General features: G+C 45.0%; 20 protein-coding genes. 8 read left to right on the top strand and 12 right to left on the bottom strand.

Features of this window, described 5'->3' with window-relative positions; genetic code table 11:
* Positions 1–113: 113 nt before the first annotated feature.
* From B2P60_RS07340 to B2P60_RS07330, 3 genes are read right to left on the bottom strand one after another with little or no spacing between them, the layout of a single operon-like run.
* Positions 114–734 carry a class I SAM-dependent methyltransferase gene (locus B2P60_RS07340; protein WP_286740298.1) on the bottom strand — a complete coding sequence of 207 codons (621 nt, stop codon included), beginning with the start codon at positions 732–734 and terminating at the stop codon, positions 114–116.
* Positions 735–758: 24 nt separating this feature from the next.
* Entirely contained in the window at positions 759–941 is a 183-nt protein-coding gene (locus tag B2P60_RS07335) for a YgaP family membrane protein (protein WP_286740297.1), read from the bottom strand.
* Between the two features lie 60 nt (positions 942–1,001).
* Complete coding sequence (locus B2P60_RS07330) at positions 1,002–1,874, bottom strand: MBL fold metallo-hydrolase (RefSeq protein WP_286740295.1); 873 nt, start codon at positions 1,872–1,874, stop codon at positions 1,002–1,004.
* Between the two features lie 301 nt (positions 1,875–2,175).
* Between B2P60_RS07330 and B2P60_RS07325 the strand changes: the two genes are divergently transcribed.
* From B2P60_RS07325 to B2P60_RS07305, 5 genes are all read left to right on the top strand, one after another.
* A complete protein-coding gene (locus B2P60_RS07325; RefSeq protein WP_414706632.1) occupies positions 2,176–2,514 on the top strand; it encodes an ArsR/SmtB family transcription factor in 339 nt (112 codons plus the stop codon).
* Between the two features lie 57 nt (positions 2,515–2,571).
* The gene (locus B2P60_RS07320; RefSeq protein WP_193005288.1) at positions 2,572–4,281 is read left to right on the top strand and encodes a SulP family inorganic anion transporter; all 1,710 of its coding nucleotides are present in this window, start codon (positions 2,572–2,574) and stop codon (positions 4,279–4,281) included.
* A 186-nt stretch (positions 4,282–4,467) separates the two neighbouring features.
* Positions 4,468–4,794, top strand: a complete 327-nt coding sequence (locus tag B2P60_RS07315) for a beta-lactamase hydrolase domain-containing protein (protein ID WP_193005287.1) — start codon at positions 4,468–4,470, stop codon at positions 4,792–4,794.
* 132 nt (positions 4,795–4,926) lie between these two features.
* Positions 4,927–5,259: a TIGR01244 family sulfur transferase gene (locus B2P60_RS07310; protein ID WP_193005286.1), complete on the top strand. Its 333-nt coding sequence runs from the start codon at positions 4,927–4,929 to the stop codon at positions 5,257–5,259.
* A 141-nt stretch (positions 5,260–5,400) separates the two neighbouring features.
* On the top strand, positions 5,401–6,147 hold the full coding sequence (locus B2P60_RS07305; protein ID WP_193005285.1) for a glutathione S-transferase family protein: 747 nt from the start codon (positions 5,401–5,403) through the stop codon (positions 6,145–6,147).
* A gap of 83 nt (positions 6,148–6,230) precedes the next feature.
* Here the strand turns inward: B2P60_RS07305 and ahpF are convergent, their stop codons facing one another.
* Positions 6,231–7,811 carry an alkyl hydroperoxide reductase subunit F gene (gene ahpF / locus B2P60_RS07300; RefSeq protein WP_286740290.1) on the bottom strand — a complete coding sequence of 527 codons (1,581 nt, stop codon included), beginning with the start codon at positions 7,809–7,811 and terminating at the stop codon, positions 6,231–6,233.
* 478 nt (positions 7,812–8,289) lie between these two features.
* On the opposite strand from ahpF, the gene B2P60_RS07295 reads away from it, so the two are divergent.
* Positions 8,290–8,538, top strand: coding sequence for a YdcH family protein (locus B2P60_RS07295; protein ID WP_193005283.1), 249 nt, complete (start codon positions 8,290–8,292; stop codon positions 8,536–8,538).
* A gap of 148 nt (positions 8,539–8,686) precedes the next feature.
* On the opposite strand, the gene B2P60_RS07290 is transcribed toward B2P60_RS07295, so the two are convergent.
* Together B2P60_RS07290 and ahpC are read right to left on the bottom strand one after the other, a co-directional pair.
* Positions 8,687–9,556: a glucose 1-dehydrogenase gene (locus B2P60_RS07290; protein WP_286740288.1), complete on the bottom strand. Its 870-nt coding sequence runs from the start codon at positions 9,554–9,556 to the stop codon at positions 8,687–8,689.
* 504 nt (positions 9,557–10,060) lie between these two features.
* Entirely contained in the window at positions 10,061–10,627 is a 567-nt protein-coding gene (ahpC, locus tag B2P60_RS07285; protein ID WP_193005281.1) for an alkyl hydroperoxide reductase subunit C, read from the bottom strand.
* Positions 10,628–10,930: 303 nt separating this feature from the next.
* Here ahpC and B2P60_RS07280 point away from each other — a divergent pair, with 303 nt between their 5' ends.
* Positions 10,931–11,839, top strand: a complete 909-nt coding sequence (locus B2P60_RS07280; protein ID WP_286740285.1) for a hydrogen peroxide-inducible genes activator — start codon at positions 10,931–10,933, stop codon at positions 11,837–11,839.
* Between the two features lie 42 nt (positions 11,840–11,881).
* Positions 11,882–12,553: a hypothetical protein gene (locus B2P60_RS07275; RefSeq protein ID WP_286740283.1), complete on the top strand. Its 672-nt coding sequence runs from the start codon at positions 11,882–11,884 to the stop codon at positions 12,551–12,553.
* On the opposite strand, the gene B2P60_RS07270 is transcribed toward B2P60_RS07275, so the two are convergent.
* The 6 genes from B2P60_RS07270 to B2P60_RS07245 all read right to left on the bottom strand — a co-directional run bounded on the left by B2P60_RS07270 (position 12,531) and on the right by B2P60_RS07245 (position 20,037).
* Positions 12,531–13,136: a methyltransferase domain-containing protein gene (locus B2P60_RS07270; protein WP_286740281.1), complete on the bottom strand. Its 606-nt coding sequence runs from the start codon at positions 13,134–13,136 to the stop codon at positions 12,531–12,533. The genes B2P60_RS07275 and B2P60_RS07270 overlap by 23 nt on opposite strands.
* A gap of 108 nt (positions 13,137–13,244) precedes the next feature.
* Positions 13,245–13,913, bottom strand: coding sequence for a M48 family metallopeptidase (locus B2P60_RS07265; protein WP_286740279.1), 669 nt, complete (start codon positions 13,911–13,913; stop codon positions 13,245–13,247).
* Positions 13,914–13,915: 2 nt separating this feature from the next.
* Complete coding sequence (locus tag B2P60_RS07260; RefSeq protein ID WP_286740277.1) at positions 13,916–15,466, bottom strand: DUF1513 domain-containing protein; 1,551 nt, start codon at positions 15,464–15,466, stop codon at positions 13,916–13,918.
* Positions 15,467–15,469: 3 nt separating this feature from the next.
* Positions 15,470–16,621 carry an imelysin family protein gene (locus B2P60_RS07255; RefSeq protein ID WP_286740276.1) on the bottom strand — a complete coding sequence of 384 codons (1,152 nt, stop codon included), beginning with the start codon at positions 16,619–16,621 and terminating at the stop codon, positions 15,470–15,472.
* Between the two features lie 41 nt (positions 16,622–16,662).
* Complete coding sequence (locus B2P60_RS07250) at positions 16,663–18,315, bottom strand: di-heme oxidoredictase family protein (RefSeq protein ID WP_286740275.1); 1,653 nt, start codon at positions 18,313–18,315, stop codon at positions 16,663–16,665.
* A gap of 261 nt (positions 18,316–18,576) precedes the next feature.
* Entirely contained in the window at positions 18,577–20,037 is a 1,461-nt protein-coding gene (locus B2P60_RS07245) for an imelysin family protein (protein ID WP_286740274.1), read from the bottom strand.
* Positions 20,038–20,159 lie beyond the last annotated feature (122 nt).

Genomic DNA, 20,159 nt, shown 5'->3' with positions numbered 1-20,159 from the left:
TTGTTCTAATCGTTTGGCTTTTTTAAAAATTCACTATTGGTATTTGCAAATGAAAGCTGTCTACACAGGTTTGTTGCCCAAGAAATTTTAACATGATTGTTCATACTCATTATCTATGGCACTTGGTGTGCCACGCCACTATATACGTAGCTCATCGGTCGTGGACCGGGCAAGTACTCCTCACTCAACTCGTCGATGACAAAACCACCTGCTCTAATCATCGCTGGAATATCACGATCTAGATGACAACCGCCTGCCATCGGTTTCCAAAAAGGTGTTAAACGATACTGCCAGCGCTTAATAGAAAGGTCTGGCGCTAAGCCATGCTCGCAAAATAGTAAGCGACCGTCAGGTTTTAGTACGCGTGCCATTTCTCTAATTGCGGCTACTGGATCATCGATACTACATAAGGTGAAGGTCATCACAATAGTATCAAATCGATCGGTATCAGCATGAATGCCTTGGACATCCACCGCTATCACTTCAATTGGAATGTTAATGTCAGCTGTTCGTTTACGTGCCAGCGTCTGCATCTGAGAAGCTGGGTCGATACCGATAATAGAAGTGACTTTTTTGGAATCATAAAATTGCAAATTCAGACCACTGCCAATCCCAACCTCTAATACCTCGCCGAGCGCCTGAGGGACAATTTTAGACCGCGCTTTCATCACATTGCCCGTACTACAGACGACATCTATCAGCTTTGGCAACACATAACGCTCGTACGGATTCACTGCCTTCCCCCTTTATTGTCACACTTAGCGCTTGCAAGTATTCATCCCAAGCATACTGTACAGCGGACAAAAGCGGAACAGTCCTGTGAGTAAAGGAACTAAGCCAATTACACCCCACCAGCTTTGGAAATACAAACCCAAGCCGATAATGACGACACCAGCAATAATACGTAGTAACCGTTCAGTACTTCCGACATTCATCTTCATGGTTGTGTCCTTTATAGTTCAATTATTAGGTAACAACTGTCTCTCATTACACTGTCGGGTTTATTCACCGAGCATATTGATCGGTATTTTTAAATAACGGATACCATTGTCTTCTGGCTTTGGAAAGTGACCGGCATCAATATTAACTTGCACTGCTGGAATGATCAGGCGTGGCATCTCCAAAGTCGCATCGCGGCGCTCGCGCATCTGCACAAACTCAGCTTCATTAATCCCGTCTTTAACGTGGATATTACCCAGTTTTTGCGCAGCAACAGTAGTCGTTGGGCAGTGTTTGCGGCCCTTACTGGGATAGTCATGACACAGGTACATCACGGTGTCTTCTGGGAGTGCCAACAGCTTTTGGATGGACTGGTACAGCGTTTTGGCGTCCCCTCCTGGAAAGTCGCAGCGCGCCGTCCCCACATCAGGAGCAAACAAAGTGTCGCCCACGAACACTACTGTTTTTTCTTTATCAGCAGCCACATAAGCCATATCAGCGCGCGTATGACCCGGCACGTACATCGCAGTAATAGTAATACTACCAAGCGCTAATGTCTCACCGTCATCTGTCAAAATATCAAACTGACTGGCATCGGTACGAAAGCTGATATCAAAGTTAAAAATTTGCTTAAAGATTTTTTGTACTTCGGTGATATGTTGGCCTATGACTAACTTTCCACCAAGATTTTCTTTTACATGGATCGCAGCTGACAAATGGTCTGCATGCGCGTGAGTCTCGATAATATAGAGCAGCTTCCAACCGTGCTCATTTACAAACTCAATGACTTCATCAACGCTGCTGGTGCCAGTGCTGCCCGATTTGGCATCAAAGTCCAGCACTGGATCAATGATGGCACATACTTTCTGCTGAACGTCCGCCAGTACGTGCGTATAGGTTTCTGTGTCGCTATGTAAGAATGAATGAACTTGCATGGCTACCTCGTTGCTTTTATCAGAATGTTTTATTTTTCAACAGATTCTTCAGTATAATATGTGCTCATTTATCATACTTGCCTATACCTGCTTATTAGTGATGCCCATCAATATAGCAACTACTATACATTTTATCAATTTATATAATGTAAATAACTATAACTTGATATCGCTGGCGAGATCATTGATAATTAACTGTATTTTTATAATCTCTACTCTTTTTAATTATGTCTCATATAAGGAGCTCGCTCTGACTACTTCAGCATTGAGCACATCTACGACCAACCCTAATAATGATACTATGTCGTCACGCGTCGCAGAGGTCGCACCCAAAGACTTGGCTGAACAAATGCAACAGGCCTCGATGCAAGCCAGCCAATTATTAAAGTCGCTGTCCCACCCTGATCGCTTATTGCTGTTGTGTCAGCTGACTCAAGGTGAGTACTGCGTCAGCGAGCTTGAAGATCTCGTCGGTGTTGGACAGCCAAGCTTATCGCAGCAGTTGGGTATTCTACGTAAGGATGAGTTGGTCTCAACCCGCCGAGAAGGCAAGCAAATTTACTATAGCATCGCAAGTGACGACGCGTTAGCGGTATTGGAGCTGCTCTATCAACGATTTTGTGCAAAAACCGACCGTTAGCTTACTGGCTTAATTCTGATGTTTAATTAATTTTCTTTATTGTGATGACGTATTGCTATGCTTTCTATCGCCGCGCGACTGTTTCCTACTTGGTTACGTCAGTATCAACTGTCTGCCTTGCCGACTGACGTCATTGCTGGGCTGGTCGTCGGTGTGCTGGTCATTCCACAAAGCTTAGGTTATGCGGTGCTGGCAGGGTTGCCACCCGTCTACGGACTGTATGCCGCGATCGTGCCCGTCATGGTTTATGCTTGGATAGGCTCAAGCAATGTCCAAGCGGTGGGACCTGTCGCTATCACGGCAATTATGACGGCCAGTAGTCTGCACCCTTATGCATCGCAGGGCGCGCAGCAGTACGTATTGATGGCAAGTTTGTTGTCGTTGATGGTCGGCGTCCTACTATGGTTGGCGGGTCGGCTCAAGCTTGGCTGGATTATGCAGTTTATCAGTCGCGGCGTATCGGCAGGCTTTATCAGTGGGGCGGCCGTACTGATCTTTATCAGTCAGCTTAAGTATTTGACGGGTATTCCCATTGCAGGAAACGGTTTGATTGGTTATCTGTCCAGTATGCAAAGGTATGCTCACCAGCTGCAGCCGCTGACGCTGCTTATTGGGGTGATAGCCTTTGTCCTGTTGGTTGCCAATCGCTACGGCAGTAAATGGGTATGGCAGTCTTGGTTGTCATCCGCCTATGCCAAATGGGCAGAGCGCTTATTTCCGCTTATTCTACTCGGTATTGCCATCGTCCTGAGTGTCAGTTTGCATTGGACAACGAGTGGCGTGGCTACGATTGGTCGCATTCCGCAAGGGCTACCAACTTTTACTATCCCCTATGTGCCAAACTTTGATGAAGTGCTAGATTTGTTACCTAGCGCTGGGCTAATGGCGCTGATTATTTTTGTTTCCAGCAGCTCAGTCGCGAGCAATTATGCACGCCTGCGCGGGGAATCCTTTGATGCCAACCGTGAGCTGACGGGCTTGGGGCTTGCCAATATGGCAGGTGGTTTTTTTCAAAGCTTTACGGTCGCTGGTGGCTTTTCGCGCACCGCGATCAATGTCGATTCAGGTGCCAAAACGCCGGTCGCTAGTTTGACAACAGTGCTGGTCATGATTGCCGCGTTAATTGCTTTTGGTAACTTACTCGCCCCTCTCCCCTATGCCTTACTAGGCGCAACCATCATGGCGTCTATCATCGGTCTCATTGATATGACGACCTTCAAATCCGCGTGGCAGCGAGACCGCTTAGACGCGGCCAGCTTTATGGCAGCTTTTGTGGGTGTGCTGATATTTGGATTAAATACGGGTTTGGTCATTGGTCTGATGGTGTCGTTTGCTAGCTTGATTTGGCAATCAAGCAAGCCGCACGTTGCTATTGTGGGTCAATTGGCAGGTACGGGGCACTTTCGTAATATCAATCGTCATGACGTGGTGACGTTTAGTAATCTGTTGATGCTGCGTATTGATGAAAGCATATTTTTTGGTAATAGCGAATCCGTCCATCGCCGTGTCGTCCAAGCCACCCAGCAGTATCCAGAAGCTCGTGAGATTATTCTTATTATGTCAGCGGTCAATCACATTGATTTGACGGGACAAGAGATGCTTATTAGCCTCAACCAAGAGCTTTTGGGCCAGAACAAGCACCTAAATTTTAGCTTTATTAAAGGACCTGTGATGGATATCATTGAGCATACACCAATTATCACCCATCTGTCAGGACACGTTTATCTCAGCACCATGGATGCGGTAAACGCATTAAAAGATGTCTAATAGCACTATACACCGCACGTTATTGAATCAATAATCGTCATCTCGGCTGTGACAAAATGTAGATACACTAAAAGCTGTGTTATGCTAAATTATTCTAGTCTTTAGAGATCATCACTGCCAAACATGGCACTTAACCCTAACGCGCTCAAATCTACTGCCTTTTAACATATATGGCCGAACTGACTTATGACCGATAATTTAACCATTTATAAGCAAATTTATCCGAGCCAATGCGTAAAAATTGCTGAGCTTGGTTATCGTTCTGTGCTCAATATTCGTCCTGACGCTGAAACAGAGACGCAGCCTAACAGCGTCGATTTTGCCCGCGCGACGGCAAAAGCCAACTTGTCCTATCATCATCTGCCTTTTGACGAGGAGCGGTTGAGCCGAGCGACTGTCGAGCAATTTGCTGACTTTTATCGTGCTATGCCTAAACCCATACTCATGTTTTGCGGGACAGGTGCCCGTGCTAAACTGCTTTACCAAAGTGCATTGATGCAAGGGCTGCTGTAGAGACGACTATAAAAACGGTCATGACGTTTACACACCTCATCTTTAGAAAACTGCCCATTCAGCTTAGGCTTAGATTCTGTACTTCCACCCCAAACTGATCATTTTTTACATAGACAATAAAAAGGAGCTCTTATGAGCCATCAAGTGAGCTTTACTGGACAAATCACCCCTGACCAAATACCGATGATTGCCGAAAATGGCTTTAAAACCATCATTAATAACCGTCCAGATGGTGAAGAACCAAACCAACCCACCAGCGCAGAAATTGAAGCAGCTGCTAAAGACGCCGGCCTTGCTTATAAAGAGATATCTTTTGCTGGTAATGAGCTGAATCAAAACCACGTCGAAGCGTTTGCAGATTTCTTTAATCAAGCGGAACAACCTATGCTGATATTTTGCCGTACGGGTAACCGCTCAAACGGTATCTATGAAGCCGCCAAGCAAATGGATTTGTTAGACGACTGATAGTGAGCCACACAAACTTACCACTGCTTAAAAAAGAATGCNNGCATTCTTTTTTAAGCAGTGGTAACATTACAAGCTGGTCAACCTGCAACGTTAAGTACATAATAAAATTTTACCTACACACCTTGATAGGATTTGATTATGCAAAAACCGCTACTTATCATCGGTAACAAAAACTACTCCTCTTGGTCATTACGGGCGTGGCTCTTGCTCAAAGCCTTCGATGTTGATTTTGATGAGCAGCTCATCGAATTATTTCATCCTTCAGCCCGTCCCACGCTTGCAGCAAACTCTCCTACGGGCATGGTACCTGTTTTGGTATATGGCGAAGGTGATGAAAAAGTAACCGTTTGGGACACAGTAGCTATTGCCATGCATATTAATGAATATTTCACGGAAATCAATATTTGGACAGGTATCAGTAAGTCTGACACCAAAGCGCAAACTGACAGTCAAAATAGGATCAATAGCGCTTACTGCCAAAGCATTATTGCTGAAATGCACTCAGGACTAATGGGCATTCGTAGTGAGATGCCAATGAACATCAGAGCTACCGCTAAAATACAACCGAGCAGTGCTTGCTTAGCTGACATAGCTCGTGTTGAAAATATTTTTGCAGATTGCTTAAAAGGACGGGCAGAAGGCAGTTTTTTATTCGGTGAGTTCACGGCTGCGGATGTCTTTTTTGCTCCCGTGATTCTGCGTTTAAACACCTACGCTAGAGCATCCAACCTTACTCTACAGCCAATCACCAAACAATACTGCCAAACGCTACTAAACCATCCACATGTACAAGCTTGGCAAAAAGCCGCCTTAGAAGAAACCCGTATTATTAAAGAAGATGAAGCGGGGACCATTCTGTCGGTGGCGGGCATACTAGCTGATTAGTGCTTCCTTGTTACTCAATAAAAACCCCTGAAGCCTATTATGACTTCAGGGGTTCAAATTTTTAGTAAAGTATCAGTGGAAAACTACTGCATAACTAAATATTCAAATGCTGATAATGCCGCTTTACTACCCTCGCCCATCGCAATGTTAATCTGTTTAAATGGTACGGTAGTCACATCACCACAAGCAAAGATACCCTTGCGATCTGTATGACAGCGCTCATCAATCTCAATCTCACCAAAGCGGTTTAAATCGACAAATCCTTTAATGAAATTCGTATTAGGCACTAGACCGATCTGTACAAATACCCCTGCCAGATCAAGCTCTTTGGTCTCACTCGTGTTACGGTCTTCATAGACGATTGAGCTGACTTTACCGTCGGTCGCTTTGATCTCTTTAGTAGCGGCACTAACAATAATATCAATATTGGCCTTTTCTTTGGCTTTATTGATCAATACTTGGTCAGCCTTTAGCTCATCGGCAAACTCGAACACGGTGACATGCTTGACGATACCCGCCAGATCTAACGCAGCTTCGATACCCGAGTTACCGCCACCAACGACCGCCACTTCTTTACCTTTAAAGAACGGGCCATCACAGTGAGCACAAAACGCCACGCCTTGACCAATGTTTTCTTCTTCGCCTGGTACACCCAGCTTACGCCATTGAGCACCTGTCGCTAGAATAATACTGCGAGTCTTAAATGTCTCACCCGTATTTAGGTGGATACTATAGTTTTCATCCTCGGTTTCATCAATCTCTTTGACCCTAACGTGCTCTTTGAGAGTGATGTTGTACTCTTGCAAATGTTTTTCAAAATTTGCAGATAACTCGCTACCTGTGATCAAAGGGACAGAGATTAGATTCTCAATGTCTTGTGTGTCTTTAACCTGTCCACCGATACGGTCAGCAACCATGGTCACTTTTAAGCCTTTACGCGCCGTATAAATAGCGGCAGCAACCCCTGCAGGGCCTGCGCCAATGATAGTCACGTCTTGCTGCTCTAGCTGTTCAGTATCCTCTTCGTTAGCATCAGCTAACAGGTCAGGATATTGCTCTTGTAACTTTTCAATTAACTTAGCCGTGTCAATTTTGCCATTAGCAAAAGGTTTACCATTTAAAAACACAGCTGGTACGCCTTGGATATTGTTGGCATCAACCTGCTCTTGGAACAACGCGCCATCGATCATCTCGTTGCTGATGTCATCATTGAGGAGCGCAAATTGGTTCAGCGCCTGTACCACTTCAGGGCAGCTATGGCAAGACAGTGACACATAAGTCTGGAACTGGAGCGGCTTATTAAAACGCTTGATAAGCTTCTGAATACCTTCATCCAACTTTAAGGTGTGGCCACCCGCTTGCAAAATTGCCAAAATCAATGACGTAAATTCATGCCCACCTGGGATACCACTAAAAACAATACCGGTGTCACTCAATGCGCCATCAAGGTGACTGACCACTTTAAAACTGATCGCACTCGGTAAGCTCTCATCAGTTGCTTCTACGTCAAAATTAATCTTATCAGTAGTGCCTGCAATTTTAGTCAAAAAATCAATCAACTCAGCGCGCTTACTATGTTCGCCGCTACCCAACACAAAGGTAATCGGACGGGTCATATTTTCGCTATAGCTTTTGACTGCATCTAATAAGTTTTGATCTATCATGTTTGTTCCTCGTTATTACTGTATATGTAACGGCAACTGCGTGTCACCCGTTTAAATATGAATTTTGTATTACTAATAATTTGTCTAATACTCTATAGGCTTATGCCTTTTGATATCTCTATTATCATAGGTTCCAAGTGTTTAGACAAGCTGAGAAACTCAAACTTTACGTTTTATAAAACCAATCATTAAACGTTATAAATAATTAAATATAAAACCATAGGCAGAGTATACCCATAGCAACAAGGTACTTTTTTCGCTACAATCAAAAGAGGTCGATAGGAATTATTCCTATTGAGCTTACGGCAGATCAGCTTTTACGTGTGCTTATTAAAAGCCCTTTCTGCTTGTATGGGCCTTATCGTGGTTAGTTTAAATGCGATAAAGCCCCGTAAGAATCAAGTCTCACAATCATAAAATCTTAACGAAATACGCGTTTGCTTACTGCAATATTGCGTTTTATAACAAGGATGACCCGATGAGAAAGACTGATACTAGGCAAGACAATAGAGAAGTCATTGCTGAACTTAAGCAGAAAGACAGCCACTTTGCGAATATTTTCGACGAGCATACTCAGCTTGATGAGAAAATCAATCAACTTGAAAAAGATGTGGTACAACATGCCAGTCGTGACGAAGAAATAGAACACATGAAGCGACGAAAGCTGTACCTGAAAGATGAAATTTATAAAGCCATTGAAAAAAACAAACTACAATCCTTGAGCTAGCCTGCATACGTTTTGTAGTTATGGCTTTATGCGAGTAAGTAGCCGCTTATGTGCATGGTTAAACAATTAACTGACACATAGGCGGCTATTTTATTGATTATTTAGGACGATTTATTGGTGGTTTTCTAACCCTGTCATTAACCAATGCTTACCCACCAATAATCTCACCGCCATTCACGTGCATGACTTGTCCAGTAACATAGCTTGCCTCGTCACTTGCTAAATATAAGTAAGCAGGAGCTACTTCATTGGGCTGACCGGCACGTCCCATAGGCGTGGTTTGTCCAAAACTTTCTACTTCTTCAGGACTAAATGACGCTACGATAAGCGGTGTCCAAATAGGGCCTGGTGCCACTCCGTTGACGCGGATGCCTTTTTTCTCACTCATTAAGTTATTGGCCAACGCCCGCGTAAAAGATAAAATCGCGCCCTTGGTGGAAGCATAATCAATTAAACGGTCACTACCACGATAGGCAGTAATGGAGGTGGTATTGATGATGCTACTGCCAGCCTTCATGTGCGGCAACGCAAACTTACTCAACCAAAAATGCGGATAAAAATTGGTATGAAGGGTTTTATCAAACTGCTCACTACTGATGTCAGTGAGCGACTCTTGCTCAACCTGCATACCTGCATTGTTGACTAAAATATCAATTTTGCCAAATTCAGAAATAGCGGCATCGATGAGCGCCTGACAGTTAGATTCTTGCGATAAATCAGAGGCGACCAAAAGGCAGCGCTGGTCGTAGGACTCGATATGCTGCTTGGTAATGTTGGCATCGTCTTCTTCGCATAGATAGCTGACCACCACATTTGCGCCTTCTTTGGCAAACAGTATCGCAACTGCTTGGCCGATCCCACTATCCGCGCCCGTGACCACCGCCACCTTTCCGGCAAGTTTACCGTTTGGATAGTCGCGCGGTAAGACCTCAGGGGTTGGCGTCTGCTCCTGCTGTGAACCAGGTAATGACTGTTGCTGTTTAGGGAACTCTTTATCAGATGTTTGGTTGTTACTCATAATCACTCCTTTTTTAATGTTTTTTTACTATTCATAAGTTTATAAAGTCGTAATGGGCAAATTTTTTTCTTACTTTGCTTTGTTTATATTTGCGCTTATGCGGCTCTTTTTCCGCCCGATTTATATGCACTGTTTTTGCACATTAGGTTTCGAGCCATTATTAGACTTAGGCTCAAGGATATTTCTTACTCATTTATTTATGACTAGCATAACGAGTCAGACGTACAAGACAAACAGCCTTACGTGACAGTATGTGACGGTGATGTAAGCAACCTATCCCAACTTAACGCATAGTAAATTGTGTTAAAAATAAAAGGAGTTTTATAAAGCATTGGCTTACTGAGGCAAACCCGTTTTTGGCAGTGCTAAAATTTGGCAGTGCTAAAAAAGGCTCTATCGACCATTGCCGATAGAGCCTTTGTCATATTTTAATAGTTATCTTTATGGGATAAATACTAAGATACTTTTAATTTTGGACTAACTAATTTTAGACTAACCTTGTTCTTAGATTTTACCAACAAGATCAAGACTTGGTTTTAGCGTATCGCCGCCTTGTTCCCAAGCTGCTGGACATACTTCGCCATCATTTTCACGAACATATTGTGCCGCTTTTACTTTACGTAGCATATCTTTTGCACTACGGCCGATACCACCAGCATGGATTTCAGCGACTTGAATTAAGCCATCAGGATCCACTAAGAATGTACCGCGCTCAGCCAAACCAGCTTCTTCAATCATGACGTTGAAGCCACGAGTGATTTTACCAGTAGGATCGCCGATCATTGGGTAGTTTACTTTACCGATTGCGTCTGAAGAGTCATGCCATGCTTTATGCGTGAAGTGGGTATCTGTTGATACTGAGTAAACTTCTACGCCTAAGCCTTTTAGCTCTTCATAGTGGCTTGCCATGTCTTCAAGTTCAGTTGGGCAAACAAAGGTAAAGTCAGCTGGGTAGAATAGGAAAATAGCCCAACCGCCTTTAACGTCTTCTGAGGTGATGGTTTTAAACTCACCGTTTACATAGGCTTCTGCTGAAAATTCTGGGATTTCTTGATTGATAATAGACGCCATGATTGGCTCCTTTATAGTTAAGTTAAACGAAATTTATTTATAAGGTTGTTTCAATTAAGCCTTTAATGCTCTGGGCTACCTGACAAACTATACGCGAATTCTATCGTTAATCCAGTTAAAAGTTTTTAATGTGATGTTTTGTTTTATTAAACTTGTTAAACTATTATCTCTGCTTTTCATCATCAGTGTACTATACGTAAGTACCTACTTATTAGAAATTCTCAAAACAAATGATAGGGTACTCATCTATCGAATGACACAGCGGAATCAATTGCGATAAAAGCCCATTAACAGAGAGGTTTTATGATTACTTTACGTCAACTTGAATTTGCCTTAGCAGTCGCTAAGCACCGTCATTTTAAACGGGCGGCAGAAGACTGTAATATCTCACAATCTGCGCTGAGCTTGGGGATCGCAGAGTTAGAAAGACAACTGGACACTCAAATTTTTGAACGCAATAACAAACAGGTCTTAATCACCCCTATCGGTGAAGATATTCTGACCCGGGCGCAGCGGGTTTTTTCTGAGGTACACGATTTAACCACACGAGCGCACAGCCATCAATCGCCGCTCGCGTACCCGATGACGGTTGGCATTATTCCCACCATTGCCCCGTACTTGCTCCCAAAAGTGTTGCCTGCGCTACGAAAAAACTATCCAGAATTTCGTATGACCATCGTTGAACAACAAACAGAGCGCCTGCTCGAGCAAGTACGTTATGGTCATATTGATACCGCGATCATTGCGCTCCCTTATGCCGTAGATGGGCTGCATAGCTTTGAGTTTTGGAGTGAAGACTTTTTTGCGGTTTTTCCAAAAAATGATGCGCACGCCAAGCTAGACACTATTGATGCTGATGAGCTGGCCACTGCCAATCTTATGTTATTGGGTGAAGGTCATTGCTTAACTGACCAAACGCTCTCTGTCTGTCACTTTGACCGCGCGCAGATGAAATCCAGTTTTTCTGATGCCAGTCTTAATACCTTAATTCAGATGGCACTCGCCAATATGGGTACGACGTTGGTACCTGAGATGGCGCTGGATCAGTTGCATCTGCAAAACCGCAACGCAGTTGCAGTGCCACTAGCAGAGGAAGGACCACATCGTCATATCGCTTTTGTCACCCGTCTAAATTATGCCCGTGTCGATGATGTCAATTTGCTCGGTAAAGTGTTTAAACAAGCTTTTGAAGAGGATGCCAATAAAAGTTAACAATCCTAATGAGTCGTCGTCACTATAAAAAACAGGATAAATATGCACGAGTTTTCGCAAATAAATACTGAACTGGGCAATCGTTTTGCTCAGCATTTATCTGCGATCAACCGTGATGTCCTACCAACAGAGACAAAAACACTGTGGCGAGATATCGCTGTTCATTACAACGAAACCCAGCGCGCTTATCACACTTTACGTCACGTGCGGCAGCTGTTTGAACAGTTCGAACAGATTGTCTCGCATCTCCACAAGCCACATCTCATCGCTTTGGCGCTGTATTACCACGATGTAATATATAATCCGATACGCTCAGACAACGAGCTTAAAAGCGCTGAGCACGCAGTAGATAAGTTAAAGGAATATCTGAATGATGAGCAATGTCGATATATCTATGCGCTTATTTTAATGACTGCCACTCATCAACTTAGCGAATTGACAGACGATGATAAACGCAGTGATGCGTCCTATTTGTTAGATATGGACTTAAGTGTTTTAGGAACGCCTTGGCCTGAGTATGAACGTTATGCGCGCGCGGTACGCCAAGAGTACGCGCATATTTCCGTCATCGATTACCGAATCGGTCGAGTGACGGTGTTACAGAAATTATTAGCGCATCCCAAACTCTATCTCACCCCACACTACTATGAGCGATTAGAGCAACAAGCTCGAAAAAATATGGAGCGTGAGATCAGTCTTTTACGCGCATCTTAATAAACAGCTCACTGCCCTGCCGTGCTGGATGCGAGTTATCGCTCGGCTCCATCATCTCAATATCAAAATAGGGGGCAAAACGCTGCTGATACTCCGCTTGCGTGCCACCGAATGGTGGCTCTGCTTGTCCAAAATCTTTGTTGAATAGTAATCCCACCAGTTTACCGTTAGACTTAAGCAGCGCCGCCATCTGCTGCACATACTCATCACGTCTTGCTGGATTGATCGCACAAAAAAACGTCTGCTCCAGTATCCAGTCAAATTGATATTGCGCATCTGACAAACTAAAAAAGTCCGCACAGATTAAATGCGTAGAGGGAAAATGCGGATAACGCGCTGCAAACGCCTCAATTGGGGCAGGCGCGAAATCAACCAATGTCACATTGGTAAAACCTTGCTCGTGTAAGTAGCCAACTTCGTAAGCATTGCCTGCACCTGGTACTAAAATGGCCTGATTTTTGGCACTCTCAGGTAGCTGATCAATATAGGCTTTGAGTGGCGGTGATATTTTACCCATATCCCAACCAGTGCTGTCTTGCTCATAACGCTGCTGCCAAAACTCGGCTTGACTGACCTGTTCCATATGACATCCTTGTATGCCTAACTGTATTATTTAAATGAAACTGCCACTACTATTATGTCTTATCATAACAGGCTTACTAAAACAGTCTACATGGTTTACGTGAGAGGCCTAGTCTAACTGACCCGTTTTACCAGCCAATAGGTTATGCCAGCGCTGATAGTCAGGCATCGCTGTCGCCACCGTTTGCCAAAATGCAGGACTGTGATTGGCATGATGCAAGTGGCATAGCTCATGGACGATCACATATTCGGTGCACTCAATGGGATAAGCAGGGAGATAAACCGAGAGCCAGATTCGGCGCGCACGCGTGTTGCAACTGCCCCAACGTGTATGCATTTTTTTTAACCGTATCTCATTGGCTTGAGCGCCAACGATTGGCTGCCACTTTTCAAATAACGTAGGCATTACTGTGGAAAGTTGCCGCCGATAATACGCCAATTTTTCATCGTGGTTTAAAGTAAATGGTTGCGCCATACCCCACAACAGAAGCGGACTCTCAGCAGTTGACAATTCGGGTGCGGCGCTTTGTTTGCGCTGATGTTGTTCCAACACTTGCGCGTGGTTAGCAATGGCCCACGGCACCCGCTTAGCAATAGCCTGCCCCATCTGTACCGTACTAATAAATTTTGGTACAGATACCATCAATAAATGTGGCTTTAGTCGAAAATTGATGTTTTTAACGCGCTTTTTGGTCACGCATAGCTCAATCCCTGCCCTTGCCAAACGCTGAATAGCACTCTCTAATAAAGGGGTACTCTGTTCTGGCAGTAAACTCATTCTCAAAGCGCCTGCAAATGGTTGTCAAAAGACATCCTCTGGAGTTGGCTATCTGTCAGCACACGCTCAATATTGTCACTAGTCTCTAATGCGGTCGTTGATAAATGAGTCACGCATAACGTGGTTAATTGACCTTGCCCATCACTCACGATAAATCCTAATTTTTCCCGATTACTGCCTGTCTTGCCAGCTATTATTGCTGCCCCAGCGCAGTCTGGCAAACTGACAACATCAATCAAAGTACGCGTCGTTAAATCAAAGATTGCCGCACAGCCACCAATCGGTGTGGTCACACACAAATGATTACGCTCACTATCCACCGCCACACTGGCGATATATTGATGAAAGCGCTGCCATTGATTGTTCGGCATGACTAAGGGACTAAAATTAGGATCTCCGCGTTTGTGCGTCAGGACAAGTGGCACATTAATGTGCCTTTCTCCCTGAAACTGAATACCAATCATCACAGTGCCATTATCATGCATGGCGAGATGACGCACGCTCATCTGATTGTGCTCAGGTGTGATTTGTTCAAGCAATGTACCGTTATGACGGTTTAAATAAACCAGCGACGGGCGCATGGTGTCTAAATTGAGTTCTTCGCGAGAAGCCTGTTCGGTTTTAATACCCCCATTGGCGATCACCAAAGTGTCACCATCAGGATGCATGATCAGCTCATGTGGGCCGATGCCGTGCGAGTCGAATTCAGCTATTTTTCTGTAACCATGATAAGCATCATAGACACCAATTTTGCCGTCCAAGTGTACCGTGTCATTCTCAGTCACATAGAGCCATTTGCTATCTAAGCTATAGCACGCATGACCATAAAAATGTCGATTGGTCGTAGCTTGGATGGCAGCCTTTACCTGTCCTGTTTGTGTATCGAGTACCCAGAATTTTTCACTGGGACGGCGACCCATCACCACCACATCACGGCTTTGAGGCTTATGGTCAAACTCACTTTGTTCATGAAAATCTGGCTGAACGACGATGTCATGGACACGTTCAGGCATGGTGGTTTGCCAGACAATTTGCCTGTCTGCATCGATACCGACTACCCCAAAATCATGCGCATCGGTGGTGGCATTTTTATCTTTTATCGATGCGATATTTTTTGGCATGGACGCCACACCGCTCACCCAACAAACGGGACGCGCTAGCATGGTGGTGGTATGTACAGCGCTAAAGTTGGTCGAGCTATTGCCGTTATCGTTATCCACTAACGAGGCAGCATCATAAGCGCATTGCCACGCTCTCGTTGCCTGCTGGCAAGCATAGCGCAAGCGCGTTAACTGCGGCTTCAAGGCGGACGGTAGCAAGGATAACTGTGAACGAAAGCCAGTCACATAATCTTGCAAACTTGCGTCAGGATGCCGTTGTTTGCGCGAGCGATGATGTATACCGACCAGCCCTGCTGTGCCAATTATTGTCAACACTGACGTCGCCAGCAGTTCATGAGCAAACTTTTTATCTACTGGTCTGTTTTCTAACTCATCAGGTTTATAGAAATGCTTAGTCATTGTTACGGCGGGCTTGGCTCTGATAGTCTGCATTGTTTAATCGCCATCAGTACTATTAAAACCCACACGAATCCCAAGTGTCGGAATCAATTGACGCTTTATGAGGCGCGTAATCGTAGTCAGATGATCCAGCAACTTTTGCTGCGCGGCTTTATCAGCGGTGGTTAAGTCTTCTGGCATCTGTGCCAATAATGTCGTGGTTTCGGCAAGCGCCGTCGATAAACTATCAGCCACGTTGTTTTCGTTGTTACTGCTCAAAATAGCGGTTAAGACGGGGTCGGTCAGCGCTGTGTTTAAAGTGGCCAATTTAGCATTGATAATAGCACGGCTTTGTCCAGCAGTAGCAGCTGGCACATGGCCTTTGGCTTTTCCTGTTAAGCCCAATGGCTGTTCAATGGCATTAGATTTCATGGTCTCAACTAAGGATAGCAAAGAGTTAAACCATTGATTTAGCCCTTGGTCACTTTCAGCCGTCTTATCAATCGCCAGTAATTCGGTAGAATTCTGCTGCCAGTTTTTCTCAATGTCTTTTAAACGTGTGCTCAAGGCACTGCTTGCGCTTATCACATAAGCACACTGACTCGCATCTAAACTGTCATTGGCATATAACGCTTCTTCTAAACCTGGCACCCCTTGGACGATAGCGCTCTCATTAGCGAGCTGTTCAGGGCTGAGTGTTGGGTTGGCCGCAATCAGCTCTGCCACGCCGCTATGCACCAGTCCGCGCTCGTCCGGATAATAATTGATGTACAGATTGCTCATACTGGCGGTTGCTGGACCAAAATTAATCATCTCCGCACGTGCCCATGCTTGTGCCAACACCAGCCATTGATCGCGCAGCGCTTGTAGCTCTTCACCGCTGACAGGGGCCTTCTGACAGTGCTTTTGGGCCAAATCATGCAGTGCATCACTTTGCTTAGCCACGTCCGCATATGCTGGGATGACAATATCATTTGCCACGTGGGTCAGGTAGGTTTGTTCAGTTTCGGCGCTAATATCTACTGCCGTTATTTGAGCAATAGTGCCTCCCGCACCTTCTGTTGCACTGGCAGAGGTAGCGCTATCTTGTGCCACCTTTTGGCTATCCACGTCTGGCGCTTTACTCTCATCAGCCGGTTTTACACAGCTGATCAGCAATCCAGCACTCAAGGCAGACAACGCCATTGCTAAAGCATGGTTTATTTTCATAAATTTCTCGGTAATTTTATAGGTAGTTATTTACATGGTTTTTATAATGATTTTAAAAACGCGTTCAGTTCAGCCCGTCCTTGTTTGTCAAGGTTAAGTACTTTTTTCTGTTGTTCTTGTGCTTCTCCGCCATGCCATAACACTGCTTCCATGAGGGTACGAGCGCGGCCATCATGCAAAAACGTCGCTTGTGGATCAACGGTTTGGGCAAGACCAATGCCCCATAAAGCGGGCGTACGCCATTCGTATGAGTTGGCTAAGAATTCAACTTGGGCATCTTTAGGTGGCAGTTTGCCAGCAATCGTACGATCAGCAAGATCATCCCCCATGTCATGAAGTAGTAAGTCCGTATAAGGATAAATCACTTGTCCATGCTGCTCAAGATGGTCGTCATCGGTTTTTGGCAGTTGATACCTTGGCGTGTGACAACTTTGACAGCCCATATCATAAAAGCGTTTTTTGCCAGCCAGCACCAGTTTGTCATCAGCATTGCGGCGATGCGGTACGGCTAAATTGCGTGTATAAAATTCGACAAATTTTGCCACCTCATTATTGACTTCAACAGGCGGCCTACCATCCCCTTGCTCATCCGCGCCAGTCGTCGCCTTCACACAAGCCGTTTGTGTCGGCATACATGACTCGTGCGGGCGGATATTTGACGTCAGACCCATATCTTCATTAAAGGCGCTTTGGTTTTGGGTAAGCAATTTGGTTTGCCCAGCTTTCCAGCCAAAGCGTCCTAGCGCATGCTTGCCAGTTTGCGGATCCATCACCCAGTTAAATTTTCCACTGATATCGCTGTTATTATTGTTATCGATGGCTTGTTTTTTAATGTCTTCGTCAGGTATTTGTTCGAGCAGCCCAAGACCAATCATTGGTAAGGCAACACGCGGTGATACCATCAATTCATCGTCAAATGGGCCATAACCTGGCTTGGTCAAATTAAAAGTAGGTGCGCGCAACGTTTCGACATGACCGTCGGTAAAAGTAACCGTTTTATCTGTCCACTGTACCGCAATTCTCGCTTCGGCAGGTACGCCTTGAATACCACGATCTTGTAGCTGTCCACCATACATAGGATGAGCGACTTTTTCGATCAGTGAGTTCTGCAATTGCTGGCGCTGCTCATCCGTGGTTGCTGGCATCGCCAGACGAATAAGCAAACTGTCAGCATCGTCATCCATACTCATAGGCGCATGTCCCCGACCGTCTTTGACGTGACAAGACTGGCAAGCAGCGACATTAAATAAAGCCCCCAGACCATCTCGGCTATCCGTGCTAGCAGGGGCGATCACCCATGGTTGCCGAAAGAAGGCATTCCCAATAAAAAAAGACCCTTTACGCGAAGCCGTCAAATTTGATGAAGGTTTGGAGTAACTCTCGGCACTACTGATACTGATACCTGTATCGCCGCCTTGCTTAATCTCTTGCGGATCAAAGCTTACCAACTGCTGTAGTGGTACGCCAGCCAGCGCCTCGATGGTTTGGCGTCGTTCAGGCGCTAAAGCTTGGTGATCGACTGCCCCCTCTTTATTAATAGCAGCATCGTCAGACACTCCGTCAGTCGGCTGACAGGCACTGAGAAACAGAGTGAAAATCACCCCAAGTGTCAGCTTTGCTGGCACGCTTTTGTTGATAAAAGAAGAGTAGAACAAGGCAGGTTGTTTGGCTTTTAAGACATCTTTGGTGTTCATAGAGAGTACCTTAGTTCTAGTATAGAACCATTAAAATCGCGTGCTATAAAGTGCCGAACATCTAGTCGACAGGGCACAGCTGCGCACTGACCTATCAGGCTATTTTAATACGGTATAAAAAACACGTTGCCAACAGCGGTCGACAACGTGTGTATTATACCTAAATTATTTTTCTAGCCAAATCATCCTCACTGACTTATAACGACTGCTTAGGCATTATAAGTAGATTCAGTTGGCTGTTTTAAGCACATATCTCTTAACTTAAAATTGCGACCCTGCGTCAGCATCTAAGTTATCAATACCCACCGCTTTTGCCGCATTTTCGATACCAGCCGTCAGCTCTTGTAAGCTGGTAATGCTATTTTCAATCCAACTGCGGCGGACATTTTGTTCTTCAGCTGAAATCCCTTGGTCGCTAACTTGACCTGCGGTAGCAATCATTTGATCAACCTTGATGCCTTCTTTTTCCGCTTTTTCAACAAGCACGTTAAAGGCAGCTTCTACGTTAGCGAAATCAGTAGCCAACTTATCAGCGGCTTCTTGGTTACCCGTGTCTATAAGGTAGTCTTTCACGCCATAACCCCCGACTGTTTTACCAGCGACTGTCTTATAGCTACCGTTAAAGACATTTTGAATCCCGCGAGCATTATTAGCATAGCTAAGATGCGTCAAGTCACTAAAACACTCGTGCTCATCTTCAGTAGAGCCTGTGACAAATGCGACCTGCATACGCTCAGACGCAAGCTCACCAAGTGCTAAGCTGCCCATCTGGTACATAATCTGACGCAAACCATTGTCATATTTACGTGCCATAAGGTCGCTGCGTAAGGTATTTTCACTTTCAGGCTGCCACTCAGCTTCCATCGCTGTTAAGTCATCCACCAGTAACTGAGCGGCGGCTTTTAAAAACTCACCACGGCGCTCACATATGCTCGCATCTTCATTGACCGTATCACCACTGGTACATTCACCAGCTTTAGTTACATAGTCGCTTACCGGACGATTGCCTGCACCTTCGCCGACCCCATTCGTGTCTTGACCCCATAGCATGAACTCAATGGCGTGATAGCCAGTAGTCACATTGGCTTCACTACCACCAATCTCATTCATTTCTGCTAACAGCTCAGGGGTAATGGTGCTGGTATCTTGCTTGACGCTCCCAACCGTAATGCTATCACTGTTGATGATATTGTCTTGACTGCTGTACTCGCCTTCATAGCTGTCACTGACATAATCAATCAGGGCCTCATCAAGTGGCCAAGCATTTACCTGCCCCTCCCAGCTATCGATGCTGCCAATTTCACGTTTGTCATTGGCTGTGACAAAACCTTCATCAAAACGGAAAATCTCAGTTTGTGAATAAGGCTGACGTGCCGCTTTATAAGCAGCTTTTGCCGCATCAAGATTGGCTTGAGTAGGCGTTTCTACGTACGTTTCTACCGCCGTTTGTAGCGCTTTGGCAGTATCTAACGAGTCTTTATAAGCGGCATGCGCCATGTTGGCATAGCTGATCATCAGTCTATCAGTGTGAGCCTTATCGGCAGCTGACAGCTGGGTATCATCAGCCGCTTCTGTACTTTGCACTTCTGTTTGCGTATCAGCGCTCGTGTCAGCGTCTTCGGCAGTTTTCTTGGTGCAACCCGATACCATTAACAGCCCTGCAAGTGCAGCAGCTAAAGTAGTTGGTAAAATCTTACGGCTCGTTACTGTGGTAATCGTCATACACATCCTCAAAAAATATAGCAAAAGAAAATTGGTTTTGATTAAAGAGCATCCATTATATTAATCATTTAGATCCTATTACCGCAAGAGATCTTAACTACCCACACTGACTATTTATCATG

This window comes from Psychrobacter sp. UBA3068 (genome assembly GCF_002366815.1).
Lineage (GTDB): Bacteria > Pseudomonadota > Gammaproteobacteria > Pseudomonadales > Moraxellaceae > Psychrobacter > Psychrobacter namhaensis.
Note: the sequence above shows the minus strand (reverse complement) of the source record. Positions and strands in the feature narration are given on the sequence as shown.